This is a genomic window from Streptomyces sp. NPDC001832 (genome assembly GCF_040297265.1).
Classification (GTDB): domain Bacteria; phylum Actinomycetota; class Actinomycetes; order Streptomycetales; family Streptomycetaceae; genus Streptomyces.
This window is the reverse complement of sequence record NZ_JBEOYU010000001.1, coordinates 237321-250458: the sequence shown is the minus strand read 5'-3', so window position 1 is coordinate 250458 and position 13138 is coordinate 237321. Positions and strand designations below refer to the sequence as shown.

General features: G+C 71.2%; 17 protein-coding genes. 15 read left to right on the top strand and 2 right to left on the bottom strand.

Annotation, left to right across the window (positions count from 1 at the left end; all coding sequences use genetic code 11):
* Window positions 1-139: 139 nt before the first annotated feature.
* The gene (locus ABT115_RS01180; protein WP_351782480.1) at window positions 140-1741 is read right to left on the bottom strand and encodes an oxidoreductase; all 1602 of its coding nucleotides are present in this window, start codon (window positions 1739-1741) and stop codon (window positions 140-142) included.
* Between the two features lie 138 nt (window positions 1742-1879).
* On the opposite strand from ABT115_RS01180, the gene hisD reads away from it, so the two are divergent.
* The 8 genes from hisD to hisF are packed head-to-tail and all read left to right on the top strand — an operon-like array spanning window position 1880 to window position 7626.
* Entirely contained in the window at window positions 1880-3202 is a 1323-nt protein-coding gene (hisD, locus tag ABT115_RS01175) for a histidinol dehydrogenase (protein ID WP_351782477.1), read from the top strand.
* Complete coding sequence (locus ABT115_RS01170) at window positions 3199-4344, top strand: histidinol-phosphate transaminase (protein WP_351782475.1); 1146 nt, start codon at window positions 3199-3201, stop codon at window positions 4342-4344. The genes hisD and ABT115_RS01170 overlap by 4 nt, the downstream gene beginning before the upstream one ends.
* Complete coding sequence (hisB, locus tag ABT115_RS01165; protein ID WP_351782472.1) at window positions 4341-4937, top strand: imidazoleglycerol-phosphate dehydratase HisB; 597 nt, start codon at window positions 4341-4343, stop codon at window positions 4935-4937. Before ABT115_RS01170 ends, hisB begins: the two co-directional genes overlap by 4 nt.
* Complete coding sequence (locus ABT115_RS01160) at window positions 4934-5101, top strand: CG2302 family histidine operon protein (RefSeq protein ID WP_351782469.1); 168 nt, start codon at window positions 4934-4936, stop codon at window positions 5099-5101. The genes hisB and ABT115_RS01160 overlap by 4 nt, the downstream gene beginning before the upstream one ends.
* A gap of 11 nt (window positions 5102-5112) precedes the next feature.
* Window positions 5113-5754 carry an imidazole glycerol phosphate synthase subunit HisH gene (hisH, locus tag ABT115_RS01155; protein ID WP_351782466.1) on the top strand — a complete coding sequence of 214 codons (642 nt, stop codon included), beginning with the start codon at window positions 5113-5115 and terminating at the stop codon, window positions 5752-5754.
* Entirely contained in the window at window positions 5754-6479 is a 726-nt protein-coding gene (gene priA / locus ABT115_RS01150) for a bifunctional 1-(5-phosphoribosyl)-5-((5-phosphoribosylamino)methylideneamino)imidazole-4-carboxamide isomerase/phosphoribosylanthranilate isomerase PriA (protein WP_351782463.1), read from the top strand. Before hisH ends, priA begins: the two co-directional genes overlap by 1 nt.
* Window positions 6476-6874 (top strand): RidA family protein, encoded by a 399-nt coding sequence (locus ABT115_RS01145; protein WP_351782460.1) that lies wholly within the window; start codon window positions 6476-6478, stop codon window positions 6872-6874. Before priA ends, ABT115_RS01145 begins: the two co-directional genes overlap by 4 nt.
* Window positions 6871-7626 (top strand): imidazole glycerol phosphate synthase subunit HisF, encoded by a 756-nt coding sequence (gene hisF / locus ABT115_RS01140; RefSeq protein WP_327366853.1) that lies wholly within the window; start codon window positions 6871-6873, stop codon window positions 7624-7626. The genes ABT115_RS01145 and hisF overlap by 4 nt, the downstream gene beginning before the upstream one ends.
* A 73-nt stretch (window positions 7627-7699) precedes the next feature.
* Here hisF and ABT115_RS01135 read toward each other — a convergent pair whose 3' ends face one another.
* Window positions 7700-8332: a TIGR03085 family metal-binding protein gene (locus ABT115_RS01135; protein WP_351782457.1), complete on the bottom strand. Its 633-nt coding sequence runs from the start codon at window positions 8330-8332 to the stop codon at window positions 7700-7702.
* A gap of 84 nt (window positions 8333-8416) precedes the next feature.
* Between ABT115_RS01135 and hisI the strand changes: the two genes are divergently transcribed.
* From hisI to trpM, 7 genes are all read left to right on the top strand, one after another.
* Window positions 8417-8800 (top strand): phosphoribosyl-AMP cyclohydrolase, encoded by a 384-nt coding sequence (gene hisI, locus ABT115_RS01130; RefSeq protein ID WP_351782454.1) that lies wholly within the window; start codon window positions 8417-8419, stop codon window positions 8798-8800.
* A gap of 11 nt (window positions 8801-8811) precedes the next feature.
* The gene (locus tag ABT115_RS01125) at window positions 8812-10305 is read left to right on the top strand and encodes an anthranilate synthase component I (RefSeq protein ID WP_351782451.1); all 1494 of its coding nucleotides are present in this window, start codon (window positions 8812-8814) and stop codon (window positions 10303-10305) included.
* Window positions 10306-10319: 14 nt separating this feature from the next.
* Entirely contained in the window at window positions 10320-10979 is a 660-nt protein-coding gene (locus ABT115_RS01120; RefSeq protein WP_351782448.1) for a TIGR02234 family membrane protein, read from the top strand.
* A 128-nt stretch (window positions 10980-11107) separates the two neighbouring features.
* On the top strand, window positions 11108-11356 hold the full coding sequence (locus ABT115_RS01115) for an HGxxPAAW family protein (RefSeq protein WP_351782445.1): 249 nt from the start codon (window positions 11108-11110) through the stop codon (window positions 11354-11356).
* Window positions 11357-11508: 152 nt separating this feature from the next.
* On the top strand, window positions 11509-11976 hold the full coding sequence (locus ABT115_RS01110; protein WP_351783030.1) for a DUF2752 domain-containing protein: 468 nt from the start codon (window positions 11509-11511) through the stop codon (window positions 11974-11976).
* Between the two features lie 115 nt (window positions 11977-12091).
* Window positions 12092-12901, top strand: a complete 810-nt coding sequence (gene trpC / locus ABT115_RS01105) for an indole-3-glycerol phosphate synthase TrpC (RefSeq protein WP_351782442.1) — start codon at window positions 12092-12094, stop codon at window positions 12899-12901.
* An 8-nt stretch (window positions 12902-12909) separates the two neighbouring features.
* A complete protein-coding gene (gene trpM, locus ABT115_RS01100; RefSeq protein ID WP_351782439.1) occupies window positions 12910-13122 on the top strand; it encodes a tryptophan biosynthesis modulator TrpM in 213 nt (70 codons plus the stop codon).
* Window positions 13123-13138 lie beyond the last annotated feature (16 nt).

Here is a 13138-nt window from a genome sequence, read left to right as displayed (position 1 = left end):
GGCATCGATCTTCGACGCTTCGGCCGTGGCTCGGCAGGTCGTTCGACCATGGCCTCCGGCCACCGTGACGGCCACTGGGCAGAGAAGCTCCGGCACGGCCGTCCGGGCGGTCGTCCGGACGGCCGTGGCCGAATTCCGCTCAGCCCCGGCGCAGCAGCCGTGAGGCACCAGCCGCGACCGTCGTGGCCAGTATCCAACCCAGCAGGACGAGCACGGCCGCCGCCCACTGCCAGCCGCCCTCCATCCGCCAGTAACCGTCCTGGCCCAGATTGATGACCGGAACCAGCAGATCGAGTGCGTACAGCGCCGGGTTCCACTGCGGATGCTCATCCTGTTTGATCGCCGCCGGAACGTGCTGGGAGAACGCCAGCACACCCGCCGCCCACAGCACCGCCATCCACACCGCGGCCCGCCCCGGCCGGTAGCCGTACGCCACCGTCCAGTCCTGGAGGAAGCCCCAGAGCTTCGCGGCGGGCGGCAGCGTCTCGCGGCGCCGCCGCTGTTTGGCCAGCAGCACTTCGCGGGCGTCCGCGTCCTCTCCGCAGTTGCGCAGCACCGTGGCGAGGCGTTCGTACGGCTCCGGCACGTACTCCGGGGTCGCCGCCGCCACCCACTCCAGGCGCCGGGAGAGCGGGAAGTGTCCGTACGGGACGAGGTTCTCGTACACGAATCCGCTCATCGCCAGACCGCCGGGGCCCGGCCAGCTGGTCGACACATCGATCAGCGTGACGATCTTCGCGCCGTTCAGCACGACCCGGCCCTCCTCCGGCCGCTCCGCGTTGAACCGCAGCTCCGGGGTGACGATCCGGCGCAGCGACAGCTCCTCGTGCCGGGCCAGTACGAACCGTGCCTTGTGCAGATCGACCGCGTCGCCGAAACGTCCGTCGTCCAGGCGCACCCCGCCGCGGCACGCGAAGATCTGCGAACGCGTACCGCGCGCCGGGGTCGGCGCCATGACGATGCCGTACGGGGGAGTGGTGCCCAGGTTCCCGGTGTCGACGCTCACCCACGCCTCGCTCATGTACAGCGTCCGCTCCACGGTCAGCTGAGGGGCGTTCAGCGCGCGCCGTCCTTCCCTGCCCCGCAGCCGGCTCCCGCGCAGACTCAGCGAACCGCCGACCTTCGCCCCGCGCAGACTCAGCTCGCCGCGGGCCTCGACCATCTCCGCCTGCAGGTCCTGGCCGACCGCCAGCCCGTCACCGGCCAGGGCTCGCCCGTTGCGGTCGGGGCCGATCTCGACCTGGTTGATCAGCAGATCGGTGCCGATCTGTGCGTCGGTGAGCCGGATTCCGCGCTTGATACGGCAGCGCGGCAGATGCAGATCACCCTCGGTGCGCAGGCGGGCCGCCTCCAGCCGCGGCATCGCGCAGCCGACCATCCGCAACGTCGTGAAGTGGCATTCGGGCAGTGCCACCTCGCTCTCGAAGCGACAGCCGGTCAGCTCGACGTACGGCGCGACGCGCCCGCCCGCGAGATCAAGTGCCCCGGTGATCCGTACACCCCGGAGCTTCAGTGCGGCGACCCGGCCGGGCCGCGGTGGCGGCCCGGACAGCAGCAGCCGGGCGACGACGCGCCCGTCCACACTGCGTTCCGGTCCCCAGACGCGCGGCGCGAACGGATCGTCCCGCGCCGGGTCGCGGGTCCGCAGATCGTAGGTGCTGCCGTTCCGGAAGGCCTGCCACATGCCCAGCTCGGCCGCGCTGAGACCGTCCGGAATATCGCCGTCGTGCGGTTCGGTCACGGGTGCCCCTTCCGCTCGGAGCTGTTCTTCCCTCTGAGTGACGATATGAACGCTATTGGTCAGCAGTGACGCCCGGGAGATGTATCAGCCAGTGATACGGGCGCCCGGACGCCGGTGGCGGTCTGCGAGAATTGCGGTGTGATCTCTCGAATCGATCTGCGCGGCGAGGCCCTCCCCGAGGGTGGAGCCCTGCGTGACCTGCTGCCCCGTGCCGAGTTCGACGTGGAAGCCGCCCTGGAGACGGTGCGGCCCATCTGTGAGGACGTACGCCATCGTGGCTCGGCGGCAGTGATCGAGTGGGGGGAGAAATTCGACGGCGTACGGATCGACTCGGTCCGCGTTCCGGCCGCGGCGATCGCCGCGGCGCTGGAGCGACTCGACCCCGCCGTACGGGCCGCCCTCGAGGAGTCGATCCGCCGCGCCCGCCTCGTCCACCGCGAGCAGCGCCGCGATACACACACCACCCAGGTCGTCCCCGGCGGGACCGTCACCGAGAAGTGGGTGCCGGTCGAGCGTGTGGGGCTGTACGTGCCGGGCGGGCGCTCCGTCTACCCGTCGTCGGTCGTCATGAACGTCGTACCGGCCCAGGAGGCGGGCGTCCAGGGCATCGCCGTCGCGTCCCCGCCGCAGCAGGACTTCGACGGTCTGCCGCACCCCACCATCCTCGCCGCCTGCGCCCTGCTCGGCGTCGACGAGGTGTACGCGGCCGGCGGCGCCCAGGCCGTTGCGATGTTCGCGTACGGTACGGCCGAATGTCTTCCGGTGAACCTCGTCACCGGGCCCGGCAACATCTACGTCGCCGCCGCCAAGCGCCTCCTCAAGGGACGCATCGGTATCGACGCCGAGGCAGGCCCCACCGAGATCGCGATCCTCGCCGACTCCACCGCCGACCCGGTGCACGTCGCCGCCGACCTGATCAGCCAGGCCGAGCACGACCCGATGGCCGCCGCCGTCCTCGTCACCGACTCCGAGGAACTGGCCGCCGCCACCGAGGCCGAGCTGAAGCCACAGGTGGCCGCGACCAAGCACATCACCGACCGGATCGAGCCCGCACTGGCCGGCCGCCAGTCCGCGATCGTCCTGGTGAACGACCTGGAGGACGGCCTCAAGGTCGTCGACGCGTACGCCGCCGAGCACCTGGAGATCCAGACCGCCGACGCCGCCGCGCTCGCCGACCGGGTCCGCAACGCCGGGGCGGTCTTCGTCGGCCCGTGGGCCCCGGTCTCGCTCGGCGACTACTGTGCCGGCTCCAACCACGTCCTGCCGACCGGCGGCTGCGCCTGCCACTCCTCGGGCCTGTCCGTGCAGTCCTTCCTGCGCGGCATCCACATCGTCGACTACACGCGCGACGCGCTCGCCGAGGTCGCCCACCATGTCGTGACCCTTGCCGAGGCGGAGGACCTCCCCGCCCACGGCGCCGCGCTCAAGGCCAGGTTCGGCGGAGAGGTTCCGCAGCAGTGACGAACAGCGACACCACCCCGACGACGCGGATCGACGATCTCCCGATCCGCGACGAACTGCGCGGCAAGTCCCCGTACGGGGCGCCGCAGCTCGACGTACCCGTGCGGCTGAACACCAACGAGAACCCCTACCCGCTGCCCGAGGCGCTCGTCGACCGGATCGCCGAGCGCGTCCGCGAGGCCGCCCGCGGCCTCAACCGCTACCCCGACCGGGACGCCGTCGAGCTCCGTACAGAGCTGGCCCGCTACCTCAGCCGCACCGCCGGGCACCAGGTCACGCTCGCCAACGTCTGGGCGGCCAACGGCTCCAACGAGGTGCTCCAGCAACTGCTGCAGACCTTCGGCGGCCCGGGGCGTACCGCGATCGGCTTCGAGCCCTCGTACTCCATGCACGCCCTCATCGCCCGCTCCACCGGCACCGGCTGGATCTCCGGACCGCGCAACGAGGACTTCACCATCGACGTCGAGGCCGCCCGGAAGGCCATCGCCGAGCACCGGCCCGACGTCGTCTTCATCACCTCGCCCAACAACCCCACCGGCACCGCCGTCGACGCCGGGACCGTACTCGCGCTGTACGAGGCGGCCCAGGCGGCCAAGCCGTCGATGGTCGTCGTCGACGAGGCGTACGGCGAGTTCAGCCACCACGCCTCGCTGCTCCCGCTGATCGAGGGCCGGCCGAACATGGTGCTCTCGCGCACCATGTCGAAGGCGTTCGGCGCCGCCGGACTGCGTCTCGGCTACCTCGCCGCCGCCCCGGCCGTCGTCGACGCGGTCCAGCTGGTGCGACTGCCGTACCACCTGTCCTCCGTCACCCAGGCCACCGCGCTCGCCGCCCTGGAGCACACCGATACGCTGCTCGGATACGTCGCACAGCTCAAGAGCGAACGCGACCGGATCGTCACCCGGCTGCGCGCACTCGGCTACGACGTCACCGATTCGGACGCCAACTTCGTCCAGTTCGGCCGCTTCGCCGACAGCCACACCGCCTGGCAGCAAATCCTCGACCGGGGCGTCCTGGTCAGGGACAACGGCGTACCGGGATGGCTGCGGGTCTCCGCGGGCACCCCGGCAGAGAACGACGCGTTCCTCGATGCGGTACGCACGCTTGTAAATGAGATCGCCAAGAAGGAGCACGACGCATGAGCCCCCGCGTTGGCCGTGTGCAACGCACCACCAAGGAAACCTCGGTGCTCGTCGAGATAAACCTCGACGGCACCGGCAAGGCCGATGTGTCGACCGGGGTCGGATTCTTCGACCACATGCTCGACCAGCTCGGCCGGCACGGGCTCTTCGACCTCACGGTCAAGACCGACGGCGACCTGCACATCGACTCGCACCACACCATCGAGGACACCGCCCTCGCACTCGGCGCCGCGTTCAAGCAGGCCCTCGGAGACAAGGTCGGGATCTACCGCTTCGGCAACTGCACCGTCCCGCTGGACGAGTCCCTCGCACAGGTCACGGTCGACCTGTCCGGCCGCCCGTACCTGGTGCACACGGAGCCCGAGAACATGGCGCCCATGATCGGCGCGTACGACACGACGATGACCCGGCACATCCTGGAGTCCTTCGTCGCCCAGGCGCAGATCGCCCTGCACGTCCATGTGCCGTACGGGCGCAACGCCCACCACATCGTGGAGTGCCAGTTCAAGGCGCTCGCCCGCGCCCTGCGGTACGCCTGCGAGCACGACCCGCGCGCTGCCGGAATCCTCCCCTCCACGAAGGGTGCGCTGTGACCGGCCTCAACACCATTCTGATCGTCGTCGGCCTCTTCCTGGCCGGCGGCGTCTACTCCTTCTCGAAGCAGAAGATGCCCACGGGCGTCATAGTGCTGCTCGGGATCGGCTCCGTGATGTGCCTGGCCGCAGGCATTTTGCGGATCGAGGGACTCTGGGACTGAGGGAGCGACCTGTGAGTGACCGGAAGAAGGTCGTCGTCTTCGACTACGGCTTCGGCAACGTCCGTTCGGCCGAGCGCGCCCTCGCCCGTGCCGGCGCGGACGTCGAGATCACCCGCGACTTCGACAAGGCGATGAACGCCGACGGGCTGCTGGTGCCCGGCGTCGGTGCGTTCTCCGCCTGCATGGAGGGGCTGAAGAAGGCCCGCGGTGAATGGATCATCGGACGCAGGCTCTCCGGCGGCCGCCCCGTCATGGGCATCTGCGTCGGTATGCAGATCCTCTTCGAGCGCGGCATCGAGCACGGCGTGGAGACGGAGGGGCTGGGCGAATGGCCCGGCACCGTCGCCCCGCTGAACGCCCCGATCGTCCCGCACATGGGCTGGAACACCGTGCGCTCCCCCGAGGACTCCCAGCTCTTCGCGGGTCTCGACCACGAGGCCCGGTTCTACTTCGTGCACTCCTACGCCGTCCACGACTGGAACCTGGAGGTCACCAACGCCAGGATCCGCGCGCCCCGGGTCACCTGGGCCACCCACGGCGGTCCGTTCGTCGCGGCCGTGGAGAACGGCGCACTGTGGGCCACCCAGTTCCACCCCGAGAAGTCCGGCGATGCCGGCGCCCAGCTGCTGACCAACTGGATTGAGACGCTGTAATGCCGAAGCTTGAACTCCTCCCCGCCGTCGACGTCCGCGACGGCCAGGCCGTCCGCCTCGTGCACGGCGAGTCCGGCTCCGAGACCTCCTACGGTGACCCGCTGCAGGCCGCCCTCGCCTGGCAGCAGGCGGGCGCCGAATGGCTGCATCTCGTCGACCTGGACGCCGCGTTCGGCACCGGTGACAACCGGGTGCAGATCGCCGAGGTCGCCCGCTCCATGGGCATCAAGGTCGAGCTCTCCGGCGGCATCCGCGACGACGCCTCGCTCGCCGCCGCCCTCACCACCGGCTGCACCAGGGTCAACCTCGGCACCGCTGCCCTGGAGACCCCTCAGTGGGTCGCCAAGGTCATCGCCGAGCACGGTGACAAGATCGCCGTCGGCCTCGACGTCCGCGGCACGACGCTGCGCGGCCGCGGCTGGACCCGCGACGGCGGCGACCTCTACGAGACGCTCGCCCGCCTCGACTCCGAGGGCTGCGCCCGCTACGTCGTCACCGACATCGCCAAGGACGGCACGCTCCAGGGCCCCAACCTGGAACTCCTGAAGAACGTCTGCGCCGCCACCGACAAGCCCGTCGTCGCCTCCGGCGGTGTCTCCTCGCTGGACGACCTGCGGGCCATCTCCTCGCTCGTCCCGGACGGCGTCGAGGGCGCGATCGTCGGCAAGGCGCTGTACGCGAAGGCGTTCACCCTCGAAGAAGCACTGCAGGTGGTCTCCGGATGAACGACTCCGTCAACCGCATCTCCTCCGGCGCCCCCTGGGAGGACAAGTTCGGCTACTCCCGCGCGGTCGAGCTGTCCAACGGCCTTGTCCTGGTCGCCGGTTGCACGTCGGTGGTCAACGGGCAGATCTCCGCCGGCGGCCCCTACGAGCAGGCCGTCACCTCCTTCAAAGTCGCCTTCGACGCGCTGAAGCAGGTCGGTCTGGGCCGTGAGGACGTCGTCCGCACCCGGATGTACATCACGCACGCCCGGGACGTGGACGAGGTCGGCCGCGCCCACAAGGAGCTGTTCGACGACGTCCGCCCCGCCGCGTCGATGATCATCGTGTCCGGTTTCGTGGACCCGAGCCTGGTCGTCGAGGTCGAGGTCGAGGCATACCGGGCAGGTGCGCGGTGACTCTCGCGGTACGCGTCATTCCGTGCCTGGACGTCGACAACGGCCGGGTCGTCAAGGGCGTCAACTTCCAGAACCTGCGCGATGCGGGCGACCCCGTCGAGATGGCGAAGCTGTACGACGCCGAGGGCGCCGACGAGCTGACCTTCCTGGACATCACCGCCTCCAGCGGCGACCGGGAGACCACCTACGACGTGGTGCGACGCACCGCCGAGCAGGTCTTCATCCCGCTCACGGTCGGCGGCGGTGTCCGTACCGCCGACGACGTCGACAAGCTGCTGCGGGCCGGTGCGGACAAGGTCGGCGTCAACACCGCGGCCATCGCACGCCCGGACCTCATCCGGGAGATCGCCGAGCGCTTCGGCCGCCAGGTCCTGGTGCTCTCCGTGGACGCCCGGCGTACGCCCGCGGGCACCTTCGAGGTCACCACGCACGGCGGCCGCAAGGGCACCGGCATCGACGCCGTCGAGTGGGCGCACCGGGCCGCCGAGCTGGGCGCGGGCGAGATCCTGCTCAACTCGATGGACGCGGACGGCACCAAGGACGGCTACGACACCGAGATGATTGCGGCAGTGCGGGAGCACGTGACCGTCCCCGTCATCGCCTCCGGCGGCGCGGGCCGGCTCGCGGACTTCGCGCCGGCCATCGCGGCGGGTGCCGACGCGGTGCTCGCGGCGTCCGTCTTCCACTTCGGCGACCTGCGGATCTCCGAGGTCAAGGGCGCTCTCCGGGAGGCCGGGCACCCGGTGCGCTGACCGCGGCACTCATCGATCGCCGGGCGGAGCCGATTTTCCGGCTCTGCCCGGCGACCGGCGCCCTGCGAACGCCCTACATCCCCAGCTCCGCCGAATGCAGCCGGGCCACCGCGTCCTTGTCGCCCTCAAGTTCCACCGTCGCCGCCTCCTGCCGGCCGAACGCGAAGAGCAGCAGTTCGCCCGGCTCGCCGGTGACCGTCACCACCGGGGTGCCCTTGTGCGCCACCACCGTCTGCCCGTCCGGGCGGCGCAGCACCAGCCCCACCGGAGATTTGCGGCCCAGCAGCCGGGCCGTCCGCTCGGCGCGCGACCACAGCACATCGGCGAAGACCGGGTCCAGCTCCCGCCGTGACCAGTCCGGCTGGGCCCGGCGCACATCCTCCGCATGGACGTAGAACTCGACGGTGTTGGCGGCCTCGTCGATCGGCTTCAGACCGAACGGGGACATCCGCGGCGGTCCGGTACGGATCAGCTGGATCAGCTCCTCGTACGGCTTGGCCGAGTACTCCGCCTGCACCCGTTCGAGGCGGTTCTTCAGCACGCCCAGCAGCACACCCCCCGCCGCGTCCGGCCGGCGCTCGCGGACCACCACATGGGCGGCCAGGTCCCGTGTCGTCCAGCCGTGGCACAGGGTCGGTGCTTCCGGTCCCGCCGCCTCCAACAGGTCGGCGAGCAGAAGTCGTTCACGCTTCGCATGGGTCGACATGCCCGCCAGCGTACGACCGTCGCACGCGGTCCGCCCAGTGGACGTCGCAGGAGGCCTCCCCCGCGGCCACGGCACAATGGGCGCATGACCAGTGCGCCCACGCCCAGCACTCCACCGCCGACCGGCAACCTCGACCCGGCCATCGCCGCCCGCCTCAAGCGCGGCGCCGACGGCCTCGTCCCGGCCATCGCCCAGCAGTACGACACCGGCGAGGTGCTGATGCTCGGCTGGATGGACGACGAGGCCCTGCACCGCACCCTCACCACCGGCCGCTGCACCTACTGGTCCCGCAGCCGCCAGGAGTACTGGGTCAAGGGCGACACCTCGGGCCACATCCAGCAGGTCAAGTCCGTCGCCCTCGACTGCGACGCCGACACCGTGCTCGTCAAGGTCGACCAGACGGGTGCCGCCTGCCACACCGGCGACCGCACCTGCTTCGACGCCGACGTCCTCCCACTCACCCAGTAGGGTCAGCCGCCATGGATCTCGATACCTTCCGCAAGCTGGCCGTCGACCGGCGCGTCATCCCCGTCAGCCGCCGGCTCCTCGCGGACGGCGACACCCCGGTCGGCCTCTACCGCAAGCTCGCAGGTGAGCGCACCGGCACCTTCCTCCTCGAATCCGCGGAGAACGGGCGCAGCTGGTCGCGCTACTCCTTCATCGGGGTACGCAGCGCCGCCACCCTCACCACACGCGACGGACAGGCCCACTGGCTGGGCACCCCGCCCGTCGGCGTCCCCCTCGACGGCGACCCGCTGCAGGCCCTGCGCGCCACCATCGAGACCCTGCACACCCCGCACGACCTGGTCGTCGACGACGGACTGCCCCCGTTCACCGGCGGCATGGTCGGCTACCTGGGCTACGACATCGTCCGCCGCCTGGAAAGGATCGGCGACAGCGTCGAGGACGACCTCCACCTTCCCGAGCTGACGATGCTGCTCACCTCGGACCTGGCCGTACTCGACCACTGGGACGGCAGCGTCCTGCTGATCGCCAACGCGATCAACCACAACGACCTCGCGACCGGCGTCGACGAGGCGTACGCGGACGCCGTCGCCCGTCTCGACGCCATGGAGCGGGACCTCTCGCGGCCGGTCGAGAACGCCCCCGCCACCCTCCCCCCGTCCGAGCTCCCCCCGTACAGCGCGCAGTGGGGCGGCAAGGCGTACCAGGACGCCGTCGAGGACGTGAAGGAGCGCATCAGGGCCGGCGAGGCCTTCCAGGTCGTCCCCTCCCAGCGCTTCGAAACCCCGTGCACGGCAAGCGCGTTGGACGTCTACCGGGTGTTGCGCGCCACCAACCCGTCGCCGTACATGTACCTCCTCCGCTTCGACGGCTTCGATGTGGCGGGCTCCAGCCCGGAAGCCCTCGTCAAGGTCGAGAACGGACGCGCCATGGTCCACCCGATCGCCGGGACCAGGCACCGCGGCGCCACCCCGCAGGAGGACCAGGCGCTCGCCGACGAACTCCTCGCCGACCCGAAGGAACGCGCCGAGCACCTGATGCTCGTCGACCTCGGCCGCAACGACCTGGGGCGGGTCTGCGAACCCGGCAGCGTCGAGGTCGTCGACTTCATGTCGATCGAGCGGTACTCGCACGTGATGCACATCGTCTCCACCGTCACCGGCCGCGTCGCCGAGGGCCGCACCGCCTTCGACGTCCTCACCGCGTGCTTCCCCGCGGGCACCCTCTCCGGCGCCCCCAAGCCCCGCGCGATGCAGATCATCGAGGAGCTCGAACCCACCCGCCGCGGACTGTACGGAGGCTGCGTCGGCTACCTCGACTTCGCCGGGGACTCCGACACCGCCATCGCGATCCGGACCGCCCTGCTCCGCGACGGCACGGCGTACGTCCAGGCCGGAGCGGGCGTCGTCGCCGACTCCGATCCGGTCTCCGAGGACACCGAGTGCCGCAACAAGGCCGCCGCGGTGCTCCGCGCGGTGCATACGGCCAACCGGCTCCACGGAGCGTGAAGCGGTAAGGGATAGTGGGGTACGTGAGTGCTGTCCCCGTACCCCAGCCCCGTGCCCGAGCCGCCACCGCGTCCGACGCCCCGGGAAGCCGCCGCAGCCTGGCCGCCGGCCTGTTCCTCGGGGCGGTCGGCGCCGCCGTCGTCCTGCTCGCTTCCGGCCAGACCTGGGCCGAGGGCCGGGCGGCCGTCGGTGGCGGCACCCTGCCGCTGAGCGCCGACGGCCAGGACGTCACCGGTCTTCCGGCGGCCCTCGCCATAGTCGGCCTGGCCGCCCTCGTCGCCGTCTTCGCCGTCCGCAGCGGCGGGCGGCTGGTCGTTGCCGGGCTCCTCGCCCTCAGCGGCCTCGGTGCCGGGCTGAGCGCCTGCCTCGGCGCCTCCGACAGTTCGGCGCTCGACGAGAAGGCCGCCGAGACCACCGGCGACGCCTCGGCGACCATTGATGCGCTCAGCCACACCGCATGGCCCTATGTCGCCGCAGCCGGCGGCCTGCTGATCCTCCTCGCCGGGCTGCTCGCCCTGCGGTACGGAAAGCGCTGGCCCAGCATGTCGGGACGGTACGAACGCGACGGCACCCCCCGCCCCCGCAAGGCCCCCCGCACCGCTTTGGACCCCGACCGGCCCGAGGACCTGTGGAAGGCCCTGGACCGCGGCGAGGACCCGACGCGCGAGGCATGACCCCCCAGCTCACGTCCCACCCGCACGTACGGGACAATGAAGCCGAGCTTTCTGCACAGCGGCACCAACAGCGGCACCAGCTTTGCGTACAGCGATACCAACAGCGCATCACCAACAAGGAGCAACTCATGGCGGGCAGCAGCCACGGACACACCCCGGCCGCCTGGACCGGTGTCATCATCTCCTTCATCGGCTTCTGCGCCGCAGGCGTTTTCATGGTCGCGGCCGAGCCGATCGGCTTCTGGGCCAGTATCGCCGTCGTCTTCCTCGGCGGGATCGTCGGCCTCGCGATGAAGATGGCAGGCCTCGGCATGCCGAAGGAGTCGCCGGAGATGGCCGCGGCCAGGGCCCGCGCCGCGCAGGCCCAGGTCTCCTGACGCACGCACCACCCGTACGCATGCGAGGCGCAGCCCGGCCCGGGCTGCGCCTTTCCGTATCAGCGGGGGACAATCACCGGGTGGACGCATCGCCTACTCCAGCCGCCGCGTCGTCGGCGCCGGGCTCCCGGCCCGCCCCCGGCCCGCCGTCGATGTCCGGATATCCCCTGACGTCCGGCCGGCAGCCGTCCCCGCCGGTCTTCCCTCCGGCCCCCGTTCCCGTCTCGCGTATCCGGCGGCTCGCCACCCCGGTGGGAGTCATGGCCGCCGTCATCGGGGCGTTCGGCTACGTCGGGGCCGTCGATCCCAATCAGCCGGGCCACTACCCGGCCTGCCCGCTGCTCCGGTTCACCGGCCTGTACTGCCCGGGCTGCGGCGGTCTGCGCAGTGCCCACGCCGTCGCGCACGGCGACATCGCCGCCGCCCTCGGCTCCAATGCCCTCGCCGTCGTCGGCTACGGGATCTTCGCCGTCCTCTGGGTGGTCTGGATGGCCCGCGCCTTTCGGGGGAAGCCCATGACCATCGCCGCGAAGCCCGTCGTCTGGTGGGGGATCGGCGCCGTGCTGCTGATCTTCTCGGTCGTCCGGAATCTGCCGTTCGGATCAGCGCTGGCGCCTTGAACGCCCAGGTAGTGGGACATTCGTCGACTGGATTCGGGCCCTTCGGCCTCCTGCGGATAGCATTGACATGGCCGATCCTGTTCCCTCATCACCCTCCCGGAAGGGGGCCGCTCGCGTGAGTGTGCTCGACGAGATCATCGAAGGCGTACGCGCCGACCTCGCAGAGCGGCAGGCGCGTGTCAGCCTCGACGAGCTGAAGGAACGCGCGGCGCGCGCTCCTGAGGCCAGGAACGGAGTCGCCGCCCTGCGCGGCGAGGGCGTGAACGTCATCTGCGAGGTCAAGCGCTCAAGCCCTTCCAAGGGGGCACTTGCCGCGATCGCCGACCCGGCCGCGCTCGCCGCGGACTACGAGGCGGGCGGCGCGTCCGTCATCTCGGTCCTCACCGAGGAGCGCCGCTTCGGCGGTTCCCTCGCCGACCTGGAGGCCGTCCGCGCCAAGGTCGACATCCCGGTCCTGCGCAAGGACTTCATCGTCACCTCGTACCAGCTCTGGGAGGCCCGCGCCTACGGCGCCGACCTCGCCCTGCTGATCGTCGCCGCCCTCGACCAGGAGGCCCTCGTCTCCCTGATCGAGCGCGCCGAGTCCATCGGCCTGACGCCGCTGGTCGAGGCGCACGACGAGGAAGAGGTGGAACGCGCAGTCGACGCCGGAGCGAAGATCATCGGTGTCAACGCGCGCAACCTGAAGGACCTCAAGGTCGACCGCTCCACCTTCGAGCGCGTCGCCCCCGAGATCCCGGACCACATCGTCAAGGTCGCCGAGTCCGGCGTCCGCGGCCCGCACGACCTGATCGCGTACGCCAACGCGGGCGCCGACGCGGTGCTCGTAGGCGAGTCCCTGGTCACCGGCCGTGACCCGCGGGCCGCCGTCGCCGACCTGGTCGCCGCCGGCGCCCACCCGGCCCTCCGGCACGGACGGGGCTGACCCGCACCATGTCCGCAGCCCGTCCCGTGCCCCGCACCCGGCCGCGCCTGGCCGTGGTGACGGCTGCCCGGGACCCGCACGCGCCACTGGCGCGCGGCTGCCGCCCCCGCGGCTGCCGGGCCCCCGCGCGCCGCGTGCACGGACGGCGGGTGCGGTACGTGATCGGCGACGAGCCCGGCCAGGTCAACGGCATGCGATGGCGCACGGGGTCCGCGCTGTAGCGAGCCCCGGCCGACG

What these genes read in the sequence shown, in the direction of transcription:
- hisB (WP_351782472.1), top strand. Translation starts at nt 4,341, where the DNA reads ATGAGCCCCCGCGTTGGCCGTGTGCAACGCACCACCAAGGAAACCTCG.
- priA (WP_351782463.1), top strand. Translation starts at nt 5,754, where the DNA reads ATGCCGAAGCTTGAACTCCTCCCCGCCGTCGACGTCCGCGACGGCCAG.
- ABT115_RS01145 (WP_351782460.1), top strand. Translation starts at nt 6,476, where the DNA reads ATGAACGACTCCGTCAACCGCATCTCCTCCGGCGCCCCCTGGGAGGAC.
- ABT115_RS01135 (WP_351782457.1), bottom strand. Translation starts at nt 8,332, where the DNA reads ATGTCGACCCATGCGAAGCGTGAACGACTTCTGCTCGCCGACCTGTTG.
- hisI (WP_351782454.1), top strand. Translation starts at nt 8,417, where the DNA reads ATGACCAGTGCGCCCACGCCCAGCACTCCACCGCCGACCGGCAACCTC.
- ABT115_RS01125 (WP_351782451.1), top strand. Translation starts at nt 8,812, where the DNA reads ATGGATCTCGATACCTTCCGCAAGCTGGCCGTCGACCGGCGCGTCATC.
- ABT115_RS01115 (WP_351782445.1), top strand. Translation starts at nt 11,108, where the DNA reads ATGGCGGGCAGCAGCCACGGACACACCCCGGCCGCCTGGACCGGTGTC.
- ABT115_RS01110 (WP_351783030.1), top strand. Translation starts at nt 11,509, where the DNA reads ATGTCCGGATATCCCCTGACGTCCGGCCGGCAGCCGTCCCCGCCGGTC.
- trpM (WP_351782439.1), top strand. Translation starts at nt 12,910, where the DNA reads ATGTCCGCAGCCCGTCCCGTGCCCCGCACCCGGCCGCGCCTGGCCGTG.